Origin of the sequence: Mycobacterium ulcerans subsp. shinshuense (assembly GCF_002355775.1) — a bacterium.
GTDB lineage: Bacteria > Actinomycetota > Actinomycetes > Mycobacteriales > Mycobacteriaceae > Mycobacterium > Mycobacterium marinum.
In genome coordinates, this window is sequence record NZ_AP017624.1 from 5,239,518 (window position 1) to 5,253,418 (window position 13,901).

The following is a 13,901-nucleotide window of genomic DNA, read 5'->3' on the forward strand; positions in this document are numbered from 1 at the left end:
CTCTCTTTCTCATTGCTAGGAGGTCACTAGGAGGGTTGACTCGAGAAATCTCGGGACAACCTTTGGCCGGGGAACCACTGGCCGTCCGGCAGGTTAGCGATCAGTTGGTCTATCGCGACCGCTGTCGCGAAGGGAGTCCCGGCGCTGAAGGTGGAAACCCATTCACCGTCGAAGGCGCGCGACGGGCTGACCAGCACTCGCCCCGCGGTGGTATCGACGATGCTCAGGCCGACGTCGGTGGTGGTGTGCTCGCCGTCGCGATTGCAGCCGGCGACAATCTCGACGTAGCTGCGCGGCCCGGAGAAGACGGCCTGGACCACCGGCCGCGCCGAAACTGGAATGCCGAGGTAGTCGAGAACCTCGTCGAGCGACTCGCCGGAGCGCAACCGCTCATCGGCCCTGGCGCCAACCCGCATCGGCATGCTGAATTCCTCGAAGCGGGCCGGCGGCCGGGCCGACAGTCCGACCCCGAGCACCGGAACCAGGGCCCTGGGGTCGTCGATGTCCATTGCCGTGAAGGTGACCAATTGGGCCTTACGCAGCGCGACAACGGTGTTGAAGCTCGGGTGGGCCTTGCCGGCCTTGCCCATGATTCCGGCACTTTGCGCCACGATGCCGCGCAACAGATCCTCGCCGCCGTTGCCCGTGCCTGGACCCACGTAACGCAGGTCCAGCCACCGCTCGGGAAAGCAGACCACTTTGATCCACTCGGCCACCGCCGGATTGACCACACCGTCCGAGGACAACAGACCTAGCTGGGTCAGCTCATCTCGTTGCCGCGCGAAAAAGGCACTGCGCTGGGCCTCATCGCTGTAGGGCGTGGTGATCGCGAGCACCCACGGAAAGGTGCCCGCGCCAACCATCTCCGCAATGAACCACGCGTTCTCGACCGTGAGTTCAACTGCGTTGGGCATTGACTCCATTTAAAGGATTAGCCGCCCCATTTTGCGGCTTCGGACGTGTCGCGAGCCAGCATGGCCATGGTGTTGGCTTCGTGGGTTCCAGACATCGACTGGTAGGCCCGCACCAGGTCTTCCATCGCCTGGTTCCACTGCGCCTGCCACGCCTGGTAGGTCACCCCGGTGTCACCCTGCCAGGCGCTGGACAACGCGGCCTGCTCGGCGGAGATGTCGGCACCCAGCCCCTGCATCGTGCCGGCGTAGCCCGACATGTCCCCGGCGTGGGCCAGCATCGCCGGGTAGTTGTACATGATCTGTGACATCACAAACCCTTTCGTTCTATGACTGGACTCAGAAACCGGTGTACGCAGAGGCGGCCGCAGCGTCGGCAGCCACATAGGTGCCGGCGGCTTCGCCCAGGTTCGCCTGCGCGATATCCAGCAAGGTGTTCACCTTGGCGGCTGCCGCGACGAAACGCGCGTGGGCGGCCTGAAAAGATGCCGCGGACTCGCCCTGGTGAAAAGCCTGCGCCGACAGCGCAGCCTGCTCGGCCTGGCTGATGGTGTGGCGCATCAATCCGGCCTTCGCACCAAACGCTGCCTGCGACGCCACCAACTGTGGAATGTGTGCATCCAAAAGACTCATAACTATCTCCTTGTCTCCTCTCGGCGTGGGTTTCGGTCACTCACTTTGTAAACCGTCTTCTCTCCCTTCCTGGGGGCTGTCCCAGCTGCCCGGCACCATCGGCATCCGGGGACCGTTTCCAAATTCGTCCACGGCGAGCTCCGTCAGGCCCGCGGCCTGCAACACCGCCTCGGTGGATACGGTGCCGGCGAAGCCGAATTGCCCGGCCCCACGCTCGGACGCCCGTGCGGCGTCGTCGGTCGCCGCCGGCCCGGTGACACCATTTGCGTCCATATCCAGGAACTCGTCGCCGTAGTCCCGCATTTCGGTTCGCCGACGTCGCCGGCTGCGCGCGGAGGCTCGGCTGGCCGCCGCCGCGCCGGCCGCCGGGATGGTCGCAGCCGGCGCCTTGGCACCGCTTCGACCGCCTACCGTTGGCCCCAGGCTGGGACCCCAATCACCGCTGCCACCAACGGCATAGAGAAAACTCGCCGGCGCCGGAGCGCCCGGGCCCGGTGGCGCAGTTCCGGGTGCGCCGGCGCCGGCGCCCGACGCAGGAGCCCCCGCGGAGCCGGTGCCCGGCGAAGCGAGGCTGGCCGCCGGGAACACAGACTTGGCAGTGAAGGCCGCGGCGGCCGGTGGCGCGGCCGCGGCCGGTACCTCCGCCGCAATCTGGATGGGCGTGAACGCTATGGCGCTCAAGGCCAGACCCAGCACCGCCGGCAGCAGGAAAGGAGAACTCAAGATCAGGGCCCAGGTCGGCCAGCCGACGAGGTTGAAGAAAATCTGATAGCTCAACGCGAACAACAGTGGGCCGTAGGTGATGATGGCCTGCAACGGGTTGGTCAGGAACGCGATGATGATCTTGATCGTGTTTCCGATTGGGTCCTGCAGGAATTCCCAGATCAAATCGAACATCCAGGTGTTGAACCCGGTGTAGGCATTCCACAGATATTGCAGCAACTGCCAAAGCAACTGCCAGGGGTCGGAGCCCCCTGCCGCTGCGGCCCCGGACTGCGCCTGGGCCGCCTCGGCGGCAAGGTGAGCCACCTGCCCACCGCCGGGGTTGACCACCTTCGGCGGCGGACCGGTGCGCGGCGCCGAGGCCAGCGCCGCACCCGCAGTCGCCTGATACAAACCCATGGTGGTAGCGGCCTGCACCCACATCCGAACGTAGTCAGCTTCATTGAGCGCGATCGGAATCGCATTGAGCCCAAAGAAGTTTGTTGCGACCAGGACACCGTGCAGGGCGTGATTTGCACCCAGCTCGGTGAGCGTCGGCATTGCCGCCAACGCGCCCGAGTAGGCCACCGCAGCGGCCTCGTGCTCGGCCGCCTTGCCGGCACCATCGGCGCTGGCCTGCAGCAGCCACGCCACATACGGAAGATGCGCGGCCACGTACTGGAAACCGCTTGGCCCCTGCCAGGCTCCCGCTTGCACCGCCGCCAGTACCTCACTGAGTTCCGCCGCCGTCAAGGCATACTCGGCGCTGAGCGCGCTCCAGACTCCGGCCGCTGCAAGCAGCGAAGCCGGGCCGGGACCGCTACTCAGCATCGCCGAATGCACCTCGGGTGGCGACGCAATCCAGATAGGACAGGCGGCAACAGCCATTGTCAGGCGCCTGCGATCCCGTAGGTGGCAGCGGCAACCGCATCGCCGGCGAGATAGCTCACGCCGGACTCACCCACGCCGAGACCGGCTCGTCCCAACTCTTCGACACCCTCGGCCGCCACCGCAGCGTGCTCAATGCCTTGGGCACTGAACCCGGCCGCAGTCTGCAACGACACCGGATCGACCGCGGCGGGCACCACCGCTGAGATCACTGGGGATGCGCTTGCGTGCGCAGCCGCCAGCCGGGCGGTCAGCGCTTCCACCGCAGCACTAGCCGCGGCCAATCCCTCCGGAACCACTCGCAACGTCATGACTAATTTCCCTTCTGCTGCGTTTCAGTAACTGTCGCGGCCTCACCGACAAGCGGATTGACCAATTGCACGTACGTCGGATCATCACTGTCGCCCAACAACATCGCTCGTCCCGCCGGTAGGCGACTGAACCGCTGACCGCGGATCTTGCCGCTGTCTTGCGGGTTGCCCGCCAACATCAACGTGGTCGCCTGCAGATCGTTGAACCGGCGCAACAGCGGGCTGGTCATCAGCGCGTGCGCCGATCCGGACGCGCGCGCCGTGACGATCACCCGCAACCCGAGATCTGCGGCTTGGGCCAGCAGACCGATCAGCGGTGTCCACGGCCGCTGCCCGGCAAAGGGACCCGACATCGCGGCCGTGTCCGGGATCTGGTCAACGTCATCGATGATCAGGTAGTGGGTGTGGCCCTGATAAGTCCACCGGGCCAGCTCCGCGGCAGACATGCCCGTCGGCGGCCGTCGTGAGTCGATCAGGTTGGCCAGGCCCAGCATCGCCGGGACGATCCGGTCGATGTTGGCGGTGTACTCGTTTTCGGGGAATAACGGCTCGTCAACGAGATGCAGCCGTCGATCCAGCACGGTGAAAGCCACCTGATCCTCGGTGGAGTGCTCACGAACGGTGCGGATGATGTGGCGCAGCAGGGTCGTCTTGCCCGATTTGCTGTCACCGAACACCATCAACAGCGGGTTCTCGGCAAGGTTGAGCACCACCGGCGCCAAGTCTTCTTCGCGCTGACCGATGACGATCTGATCCGGGCCGCGGTAGAGGTTTCCGACCGCGTCCGGGGCAAGGTCGATCGGCAACAGCCGCACCGGTGGGGCGGCCATGCCCGGGTAGCGCGCGTTGATTGCCGGCACCTGATCCAGCTCTGGCGCGGCGAACAGGAAATGCTCGGCGGCCATGGTCAGCCCGCGGCCGGGCTGGTCGTGCGGAACGGATTCGGCCGGTCGACGCAGCGCGCCGACCACCCGCACGTTGCTGTCCCGCGCGTCGTGCAACCGCAGTTCGAGACGCATCCCGAGACCGTCGCGCATCGCCAACGGCACCTCCAGCCAGCTGGGGGTGGTGATGATGACGTGGATCCCGTACGCCATGCCGACATTGACCAACTCAGTCACCCTGGCCAGCAACGGGTTACGAGTGTTGAACTGGTCGGTGTTGTCGCGGCTGAACGCGTACAGGTTGTCGATGACCAGGAATACCTCGCCGAAACCGTCGTCGGGGACCGAACCATGGGCCTGACCGTTTCCACCCCGGTCCCGGAACACCTCGCGCTGCTGACGCGCCAGCAGCAACTGCTCCAACTCACCGAAGGTGCGCCGAATGCGTTCGGGTTCCAGTGCGGATGCGACGCTACCGACGTGGGCCAGGTCCTGCAGCGCCCGCAGTTGCCCGCCGTAGTCCAGGCAATAGAACGTGACCTCGCTGGGCGAATGCAGGCTGGCGGCCGACAGCATGAACGACTGCAGCGCGGTGGACTTTCCGGATTTGGGACCACCATGGATCACCAAGTTCCCGGCCGACGAGGTTGCATCGAACACCAGCGGGTCGCGGCGCATCTCGAATGGCTTGTCGATCTCGCCGAGGGGCCAGCGCCATTGTCGTTGCGCCACCCCGGCCGTGGCCAGCAGCGTGCTCAACGGGATGGGCTCGTCCAACGGCGGCAGCCACAGCCGCGGCGCCTGCGGACCGTAGCGGGCCAGCTGTTCTCCGATCGTTGCGATCAGCTTGCGCGGCGGACCAACGGGGTGCTCCTCTTCGACCTCGGAGATGACGGTGTCCGGATCCGGCTCCACCGCGGTGGCGGTGAACAACTTGGGCTCCGGGATGTTGTGCACAACCCGGGTCTTGGTCTGCTGGGGCGGCTCGTAGATGCCGTCGACGTAGGTGCTGCGGAACCGGATCGGGGCCGCACCCGGCGCCGGAACCAGAAAGCCGACGCCCTTGTGCTCTTTGCCCGCCTCGATGTGGTAGGCGTCCTCTACCCCGATGATCTGGCGAGAAACGCTGGCGTTGGCGACTTTCAGCCCGATCCGATAGGAGGTGTTCTTGTCGATGTCCTTGATCTTGCCGACATCGAGGGTCTGGGACGCGAACAGGATGTGGATGCGGAACGACCGGCCTTTACGAGCCACGTAGTCGAACAGCTCCGCGTACTCGGGATGGTCGGCCAGCATCAGGGTGAACTCGTCGGCGACCACGAACAGCGTCGGGATCGGGGGAAGGTCAAGTCCGGCAACGCCCGCCGATTCCCGGGCGTTCTCGTATTCGAGCACCGAGTTGAAGGCGCTGCCCTGGATCTTGCGGCCGGCCTCGCGCAACAGCGTCTCGCGACGAGCCACCTCACCGCGCAGGGTGTCGGCGAACCGGTCGGCCAGCGACTTCTTCTCGGCCATGTTGGAGATCACCGCGACGACCTGAGGGAAATTCCGGAAGCTGTCCGCCCCGGCCTCACCCTTGAAGTCGGCGTAGATGACGATGAGCCGCTCCGCTGAGTGAGTTGTCAACAGCGACAGCAAGATCGACATCAGGGTCTGGGATTTCCCGGACCCGGTCATGCCGATCATCAGGCCGTGTGGCCCCATCCCGCCTTCGGCCTCGTCCTTGAGGTCGAACATCAACGGCTCGCCGCTGGCGGTGATGCCGATCGGCACGCGCAACTCGTCGTCGCGGCGGCGCTGGCCCCAGATTGCCTGTACATCCAGCTGTGAAGCGTCCGGGATGCCCAGCAGCGTGGTGAAGCTCGCGCCGCGGGTGGCCGCCGAGCGCAGCCCGGCATGCGTTGGGTTGGAATCCCACCGCGACAGCCGGCGGGCCAGGTGTGAGGCTTCGTCGGCACCCAACTGGTCCGCGTGGTCAATGTAGGCCTGCCAGCCGCCGCCGGTCTGCCAGCGGGTGATGGCGCCATCCTCGATGCGCAGGATCGGCTTCTCCGGATCCGAATACTGCTCGCGGTGCGGAAGGGTGGACGAACAGTGTACGACGGTGACCCCGGCGCGGCCCATCGCCAGCATCGACGCGTTGATGTCGTAGTCGGGATCGTCGACCACGATCAGCAAGTGCCGCAACGCGTCTGCTGCTGAGCCGGCGTAGGCGGGGCGATCGAGTATCGCGGGAGCCAACATTTCGACCAGGTCATCGGGGTCGGCCGCCAGGTAGCGGGCCGGGCCCACGCCGTCGGCCTGACCGGGGATGTCGACGTGCGGCAACCACTTCAGCCAGGACCACTGGCCGCTTTCCAGGTCGCGGGTGGCCAGCGCCACTCCCAGCACCGTCGGGTCGTGCCAGGTCACCGCTTGGGCAACCCAGGCCCGCAGCGCGTCGCGCACCTGGGCACGGTCCCCGACGAGGGTGACCCGCGAGACCTTGGTCAGATCGATCCCGGTCGGCACGTCACGAACCGTGCGTTGGGTGTCGAGCAGGCTACGTAATGCACTGTGCGACACCGGCTCCAAGTCGATTTCATCCGCGGTGTCGCTAACCCGCAGGGTGGTGGTGAGCGGCACGGAATGGCGGCCGGCCCGCAGCACCAGGAAGTCGGGATCGTGCGGGTCGCGCTCCCATTGCCGACGAGATCCGGGTACCGCGGCCAACGCGTCCGGGTCGGGATGGGACCACTGCGCCGCGGCCCGCTGCTGAGCCGCCTGGGCCCGGATGTTGTCCCGCACCACCGACAGATAACGCAGGTAATCGGCCCGTTCGGCGTCGACTTCCTCGGTGCGCATCTTCTTGTCGTTGCCGCGGAAGAGCGCGGTCGCGGCCAGCAGCAGCACGAAGGGGAAGAACAGGGTCTGCGGGGAAATCATCTTCATCCCGGTCGCCACCAGGGCGATGATCATTCCGACGATGAGGATCACGATCAGAACAGGCATCGCACGCCGCAACATCGACGGCGGAATCACCCGCGGCAACTCCGGCGGAGCTTCGATGGTGATGGTGCCCTTGCGGGTATTCGGCGGCGCCAGCCGCCGGCGGGCCTCGAAGATCAGTCTGCTCATCGGGGCTCCCCCTCGGCCGATGCCGGACGACCCGGCTTGCTGTCAGGTGCCAACCCGTCGTGGGCCATCAGTGCGTCGGCGCGGGACAGCGTCGGGCCTGGCGCGAACAACGACAGGACGGACCACGGAATCAGTACCGGGGGATCTTGCAGCCCAAGCGCCTCAACCGTCTTGCGGCCGCCTTCCCCTTCGGTGTCGATGCCGTAGCGCACCCCGGTGTCGGAGACCCAGAACAACGACCCGGTGGGCGGCGCCGCAGGGCCACCACCAGCGGTCTGGGTGAAGTAGCCGGTACCTGGCGCCAGGGCAACTCGGGTTGCCACAGCACCGTTTTGCGATCCGCCACCCACCAAGTCGACGGTGTGGACCGCGTCGGGCACCGGCAACGCCGCTCCGGACAACAAGGTCAGCGAGCTGGTCGTCGCACCGACCGGTTTGCTCCAGTAGGCGCAGGTGATGGGATTGCTTTCGGTGTCGACAAGGTGCATCGGTGTGGCGGGATAGCGGGTGGTATCCAGCATTCGCGACACCGGCAGCTTGGCGACGTCATCGGCACCGATCCGCGGCGGCTGCTGCAGACCGTAGGAGTTGGTGTTGCGCAGGATGGCAGCCAGCACCGGCGAGATCGGCTGCAGTCCGTCCGGCAGCACGGCATAGTACTGAATGCTGTTGTCACCCAGGGTGTAAGCCTGAACCACTGAGCCAATAGGCCCGGGCACGGCAAAGGCCGCCGGATTGCCTGCGTCGGGAATGGCCGGTGCCGCCAGCGGTGCCGCCTCCGGTATCGCGTTGAACAAACCCGGCGCGATGGGTCGCGGCGCGGGCAGGTCGGTGCCAAATCCCAGCGCATTGGTGACCGCATGGTCGGCCAGGTCCATCCGGCTGCGCTTGCCGTCCCACAGCAGCCAGCTACTGGTGCCGTCATTGACCAGAATCACCTGCCCGGCGCCGAGCGCGGTTGCCCGGTGGCCGCTGGGCTCCGGCGAGCCGGCGATCACCGTAACGCCGGTGCTGTGGGCGGCGCTGCCGCCTTGCGACCCACTGCTGATGGCGTCGCACACCGTCCAGTCGGAGTCGCGGGCCTCGCTCTGCACCATCCGCTCGGGGGCACCAGGAATGCCGATCAGGTTGCCGCGCGGAAAACGGTCCAGCTCAGTACTTTTCACCGTCGTGGGGTTGACGGGGTGGCCAACGATCAGCCGGGCGGAGGTCAGGTTGAGCACCGGGTGCAGGGTGTCTCCGACCCGCACGTACAGCGCGGCGGTGGACCGATCGGCGAATACCGCGTTGCTCCCCACCTGGCCGTTGGGCCGGATGAGCGAGAATACGAAGCAGCCAACCAAACCGGTGATGAAGATCAGCACACCCATCAGGACCGAACGCGACTGGGTGCGCAACGGGTCGACCAGCATCCGGGTGTCGTGCAACGCGATACCCGAAGCGATGCGGCGCATCACGAACCGCCAACCGGTCACCTGGTGACGGGTGACGAAACCGCGCCGGTACTCGACCTTGTCGGGGTTGTCGTTGACCGGGGTACGCGACGTGAACGATCGCCGGGCACCGGCCCATTCGCCATCGGGCTCATTGGTCGTCATGCGGGCACCGAAAGACCCAGGCCGCGCAGCAGCGGTTCAACCGACCTGCCCACGTCGGAGCCGGTGATTGTCATTAGCTCGTCATCGCTGAACTCGCCGGATCCAGCGTGCTCGGAGTGGTCGAGCCGGAATTCGCGTTCTTCTTCGGAACGTTCGACGATGTTACGCACGAACCGGCCGTTGCCGGCGATGTCGAGGCTGCGCCGCGAGACTCCGTTGGAGTCCGGAGTTGAGCCGGCCGCCAGCCTGGCGAACAGTCCCTCCAAGTCCTGCAGCGCCGCCGGTTCGAAGATGCTGTCGCGCTGTTCGGCCATCTTGTGTGCGATCTCCACCAGCTCGTGTGAGGTGTACGAGGGGAAGTCGATGCTGCGGGTGAATCGCGAGCGCAAGCCCTCGTTGGTATCCAGAAACTTGTCCAGGTCGGCCCGGTAACCGGCGATGATCACCACCAGCCGATCACGGTCGTTTTCCATGCGGGCCAGCAAGGTGTCGATGGCCACCAGCCCGAAGTCGTTCTTGGCGCCGGTTGCTACCAGCGCGTAGGCCTCATCGAGGAACAGCACCCCGTCCAGTGCGCTGTCGATGATGGCGTTGGTCTTGGCCTCGGTTTCGCCAATGTGTTGGCCGATGAGGTCGGCGCGGTGCACCTCCCTGATGTTCTCCCGCTTCAACAGACCAAGGCCGCAATAGATCTTGGCAACCACGCGCGCAATCGTCGTCTTACCGGTCCCGGGCGGGCCGGCGAAGATCAGGTGGTGGGTGCGCTGAGCTACGGCAAGCCCCCGCTGCTTACGCACCAGCTCCATGGCCACCGAACTCTTCAGCCGGGAAACCTGGTTTTTCACCTCTTCCAGTCCGATGAACTCGGCCAGCTGAAGCTCGGCCTCGTGCAGCAGCACGCCCTTGCGCTCGTGGGCGGAGGGGTCGACGAAGTCGTCGGCGCTAGGCTCGGTTTCGGGATCCCAGGGGTCCGTACGAGCGTCGATCTGACCTGTCGTGGTGGTCACAATCCCAAAGCTGGTGTCGGAGAGCGCGTGCTCGATTTGCTCGTTCTCCGGATGGGCGGCATACAGGTCCTGCAGGACTTCGCTTGCCGACTCCTCGTCCACGTGGGCACGCAACACCAACGCCTTGGCCAGTGCGCCATCGACCGCGGCGACCGGAACGGGGCCGTCCGGTTCCTCGAGGTAGGACAGCGCCGGGGCAAACATGCCCAACCGGGCCAGCGCGGTGCCCAGGGTGATCTTGGCCGCGTGCGCAAAGGCCTCGTCAAGTTCGGAGTCGTTGACGATCGGGGTCAGCAGCTTGACGACATCCGACCAACGCTGGGCGCGGTAGTTGATGCCGACCGCGAGCCAGCGCGCGTCGCGCCAGCTCGGCCGGCGGTCGACAATGCCCGACACCAACTCGTTGGCCTTGGCGAATTGCGTCGATTCGCCCGCCAGCGCCAGTGCCGCCGCGTACGCGAGATGAAAGCCATCCGGGTCGGTCGCCCGAAACCGCAGATAAAGGCCGGTGTCGTAGAGAAAGCCCAACGACCCGGCCGCCAACTCCACGTGGCGCTGCAACGTACCGGCCGTACCCGCGGTCCGCGAGACCGCCTCGAGGACTCCAATTGACTGATCTCCGGCGGCCGCCAATCCGGTCCATGCGTCACACTGATCGCTGGCGACCCGGGTCAGCGCACCGAAACCCGATCGTGCGGCGTCCAGGTCAGCTGGGCGCTTGCGGTCATAAACCGCGATGCCAAGCGCGCGGCAGCAGGTCGCGAACCGGCTGACAACGTCAGCGTCCACCCGGCCGCTTACCCGCGACGTAGGGGACTGAGCAGCAGGCATGCCGATATCACCACGTTTCACGCTTCTGCTGTCTCCTGAACCTCGCGTTGTTCTGAACTACCGTCAAAATCAGCCCTGAAGTTAGCATTGCATAAGCTAACTGTCGAGGTGATTGCGAGCACGTTACTCGCCACCGGACCTCGCGCCCCAGTGCGCTGAACTGCAACTTATAGTCCCCCGGCGGACTACTGCACACAGCTTGCATCCACATGATGAATATTTCCTCCCCAGACGAGCCCACCGAGCGTCACCAAGCACTCCAGAGTAGTGACCATGATTTTCATTATCAAACCTTGGTTGACGCCCGGACCACCCACCAGCCGACCCCTCACCACGGTTGATCACCCGCAGAACGCATCGCCTGGGCGGCGTAAACCACAAGCCGCCCAGTGGTCGGATCCGGGCATCCAGAAGTTCCGAGCCGAACCGAATCCGGCATCGATAACGGCATCGAATCGCTGATCAGGGCTTGGTGGCGCTCATCAGGGTGTTGCGCGCGAACATCGCCGCAACCTCGGACCCGGGACCGGGTACCGGTCGGCCCACCTCGCGCAGGTAGTTGTTCAACGGGGTGCCCAGCGCGGTCCAGCCGTGTTCGCTAAACCAGTCGGCGGCCGGGGCACATCGCTAGTTGTAGAGCAGCTCGAAAAACGGCCGCTCACCTCCAGCAGCCACGGCGGCGCGTTCTTCCTCCAACTTGGCGGCGAACTCCGCGTCGGGCAGCGGTGCACCATCCTCCACCGCGACATGACTGCCGAGGCAGGCCAGGCTGTCGATGCCGGTAAACAGTTGCTCTTGCGCCGCAGCGGGCAGATAAATCAGCAACCTTTCGGCGATCCACGCCGACGGAGCTTCGGCATCAAAGCCGCTGTCCCGTAGCGCCTGGGCCCAATCGTCTCGGAGATCGACGGCGATCTCCCGACGCTCGGTGCGCGGCCGAACACCATGGCCACCGAGCACCTCACGCTTGAAATCGAGGACCTGAGGTCGGTCCAACTCGAAGATGGTGGTCCCGTCCGGCCAGGACAATCGGTAGGCGCGCGAATCCAGCCCCGCCGCCAAGACCACCACCTGCCGCACCCCCGCCTCGACCGCGCGGCGGAAGTAGGCGTCGAAGTACTTGGTGCGGGCACCCTGGAAATTGACGAAGCGCTTGCCAAAGTCGTCGCTCTGCAATTCGTGGTCCGCTGCGTTGCCGTCCAAGACGTCGGCCCAGGAACCGCCGACGGCGCGGCAGAACAGCTCCGCGTACGGGTCCACGGCCAAGGGGTCGGGCTTCAGCACCTCTAGTGCACGTGCCGTGGCGACGAATAGTGCCGTCGACCCAACACTGGTGGTGATGTCCCAGCTATCGCCTTCGCTACGCACCCAACCGACATTACGCGGCTAGTCGCTCGGCGCATCCGAGTCGGTGTCCCAGGTACCCGGAAGCATCGGCATCTTCGGACCGCCACCGAACTCGTCGGCGACCAGGGTGGTCAACCCCGCCGCCGTGGCGGCCGATTCGCTGTGCACCGTGCCGGCGAATCCCAGTCGCCCGGCACCCTGCGTCGAGGCCACCGGCTCATCGTCACGGGGTCCGCCCCAGTCCGGATCGACCTCCACGTCCATGAACTCCTCGCCGTAGCCACGTTCCGTCTTGCGCTTGCGCCGACGCCGACGTGCCTCCTCGCGCGCGGCCGCCGCGGCGGCCAGCGCCGCGGAATCCGGCTCCGGCGCCTTTCTCCTGGCGCTCGCGGCCGCGCTGGCGCTCATGCCTTCGCCATAGCCGATACCGGGACCACCCCCCACCACGAAGGGGAACCCGAAGCCCGCTGCGGCCGGGGCGGGCGGGGGCGGCGGCGCGGCGTTGGCCACCGTGCTCGCCGCGGACGGCGGTGCAGATGGCGGCGTGGGCGCCGCCACCGACGCGGCGACCGTGGGGGCCAACGCAACGCCGGGCGGCATCGGCGCGGCGATCGGCGCGATGGCGGCCGGAAGGGCGGCCGAATGCAGACCGGCCAGCCCGGATAGCCCGGCCAATCCCGATATCGCCCCCAGATTGGCAACAACGCCGCCGAGTGCAACGGCGAGCAACTGCGGGGATTGCGCCAGCGCTTGAATGATCTGGGCGATGTGCGTCGGCCAATCGAACAAGACGAGTTCGACCATGAACTCGATGGCGCCGATCGGATTGGTGAACAATTCCTTGATGAAGGTCTGAAAGTCCTGACCGAACTCCAGGGCACGAACCAGCCACCAGATCGGTTGGGCTGCGTTGACGTAGTCGTCGTAGGGGATGCCGTTCACGGTCCCTTCGGCGGGATCCCAGATGATCCTGCCGCCGCTGATGATGCGCAGTACCTCGGCAACGAAGTAGTCGATCGGGGTGGGATCGCCCCCATGGTCATGGTCATGGTCATGGGCGGCGGCCGGCGCTGCCAGGATGCGCGGAGCCGGAGTGCTCGGTGGCGTCGACGCCACGGCGGCCGCGGATACCGCTTGATAGGTCGACATGGTGGTCGCCGCTTGAATCCACATTCGGACGTAGTCGGCCTCGTTGGCGGCGATCGGAATGGTGTTGATGCCGAAGAAGTTCGTCGCCATCAAGACCCCGTGGATGACGTGGTTGGCGGCCAGCTCCGGCATGGTCGGCATGGCCGCCAATGCGGTGGTGTAGGCGGCGGCCGCCGCCTCATGCTGTGCAGCCGCCTGCGCACTGGTCGCGCTGGCCCGCATCAGCCACATCAGGTATGGCACATGGGCGGCCACATACAGCTCTGCGCTCAACCCCTCCCAGGCCCTGCCCTGCACCGCTGCGAGCACGCCCATGAGTTCGTCTGCCACCGACGCGTACTCGGTGCTCAACCCCGCCCACGCCGCAGCCCCCGACAGCAGCGACGCCGGCCCCGGGCCGCTGCTGAGCAGGGCCGAATGCACCTCAGGCGGCGAGGCGAACCACACCGGAGCCACCACGGCCAGCACTGCCAGCACTGCCAGCACTGCCAGCACTGCCATAGATGAATATGATTGTCATTAT

Annotated in this window: 9 protein-coding genes and 1 pseudogene; all 10 read right to left on the minus strand. The window is 66.1% G+C overall.

Annotation, left to right across the window (positions count from 1 at the left end):
* Nucleotides 1-26: 26 nt before the first annotated feature.
* Nucleotides 27-923 carry an ESX secretion-associated protein EspG gene (locus SHTP_RS23345; protein WP_015354282.1) on the minus strand — a complete coding sequence of 299 codons (897 nt, stop codon included), beginning with the start codon at nt 921-923 and terminating at the stop codon, nt 27-29.
* An 8-nt stretch (nt 924-931) separates the two neighbouring features.
* Nucleotides 932-1,222, minus strand: a complete 291-nt coding sequence (locus tag SHTP_RS23350) for a WXG100 family type VII secretion target (RefSeq protein WP_012392512.1) — start codon at nt 1,220-1,222, stop codon at nt 932-934.
* A gap of 28 nt (nt 1,223-1,250) precedes the next feature.
* Nucleotides 1,251-1,544, minus strand: coding sequence for a type VII secretion system protein EsxG (gene esxG, locus SHTP_RS23355; protein ID WP_011739406.1), 294 nt, complete (start codon nt 1,542-1,544; stop codon nt 1,251-1,253).
* 36 nt (nt 1,545-1,580) lie between these two features.
* A complete protein-coding gene (locus SHTP_RS23360) occupies nt 1,581-3,134 on the minus strand; it encodes a PPE family protein (protein WP_096371926.1) in 1,554 nt (517 codons plus the stop codon).
* 2 nt (nt 3,135-3,136) lie between these two features.
* Nucleotides 3,137-3,445, minus strand: a complete 309-nt coding sequence (locus SHTP_RS23365) for a PE family protein (RefSeq protein ID WP_011739404.1) — start codon at nt 3,443-3,445, stop codon at nt 3,137-3,139.
* Nucleotides 3,446-3,447: 2 nt separating this feature from the next.
* Nucleotides 3,448-7,446, minus strand: a complete 3,999-nt coding sequence (gene eccCa, locus SHTP_RS23370; RefSeq protein WP_096371927.1) for a type VII secretion protein EccCa — start codon at nt 7,444-7,446, stop codon at nt 3,448-3,450.
* On the minus strand, nt 7,443-9,044 hold the full coding sequence (gene eccB / locus SHTP_RS23375) for a type VII secretion protein EccB (RefSeq protein ID WP_096371928.1): 1,602 nt from the start codon (nt 9,042-9,044) through the stop codon (nt 7,443-7,445). The genes eccCa and eccB overlap by 4 nt, the downstream gene beginning before the upstream one ends.
* A complete protein-coding gene (eccA3, locus tag SHTP_RS23380) occupies nt 9,041-10,903 on the minus strand; it encodes a type VII secretion system ESX-3 AAA family ATPase EccA3 (protein ID WP_231991205.1) in 1,863 nt (620 codons plus the stop codon). The genes eccB and eccA3 overlap by 4 nt, the downstream gene beginning before the upstream one ends.
* Nucleotides 10,904-11,344: 441 nt before the next feature.
* A pseudogene (locus tag SHTP_RS23385) lies at nt 11,345-12,250 on the minus strand (class I SAM-dependent methyltransferase).
* An 18-nt stretch (nt 12,251-12,268) separates the two neighbouring features.
* On the minus strand, nt 12,269-13,879 hold the full coding sequence (locus tag SHTP_RS23390; protein ID WP_172900593.1) for a PPE family protein: 1,611 nt from the start codon (nt 13,877-13,879) through the stop codon (nt 12,269-12,271).
* Nucleotides 13,880-13,901 lie beyond the last annotated feature (22 nt).

Excerpts from the sequence above, each read along its gene's own strand:
- SHTP_RS23345 (WP_015354282.1), bottom strand. The coding sequence starts at position 923 with ATGGAGTCAATGCCCAACGCAGTTGAACTCACGGTCGAGAACGCGTGG.
- SHTP_RS23350 (WP_012392512.1), bottom strand. The coding sequence starts at position 1,222 with ATGTCACAGATCATGTACAACTACCCGGCGATGCTGGCCCACGCCGGG.
- esxG (WP_011739406.1), bottom strand. The coding sequence starts at position 1,544 with ATGAGTCTTTTGGATGCACACATTCCACAGTTGGTGGCGTCGCAGGCA.
- SHTP_RS23360 (WP_096371926.1), bottom strand. The coding sequence starts at position 3,134 with ATGGCTGTTGCCGCCTGTCCTATCTGGATTGCGTCGCCACCCGAGGTG.
- SHTP_RS23365 (WP_011739404.1), bottom strand. The coding sequence starts at position 3,445 with ATGACGTTGCGAGTGGTTCCGGAGGGATTGGCCGCGGCTAGTGCTGCG.
- eccCa (WP_096371927.1), bottom strand. The coding sequence starts at position 7,446 with ATGAGCAGACTGATCTTCGAGGCCCGCCGGCGGCTGGCGCCGCCGAAT.
- eccB (WP_096371928.1), bottom strand. The coding sequence starts at position 9,044 with ATGACGACCAATGAGCCCGATGGCGAATGGGCCGGTGCCCGGCGATCG.
- SHTP_RS23390 (WP_172900593.1), bottom strand. The coding sequence starts at position 13,879 with ATGGCAGTGCTGGCAGTGCTGGCAGTGCTGGCAGTGCTGGCCGTGGTG.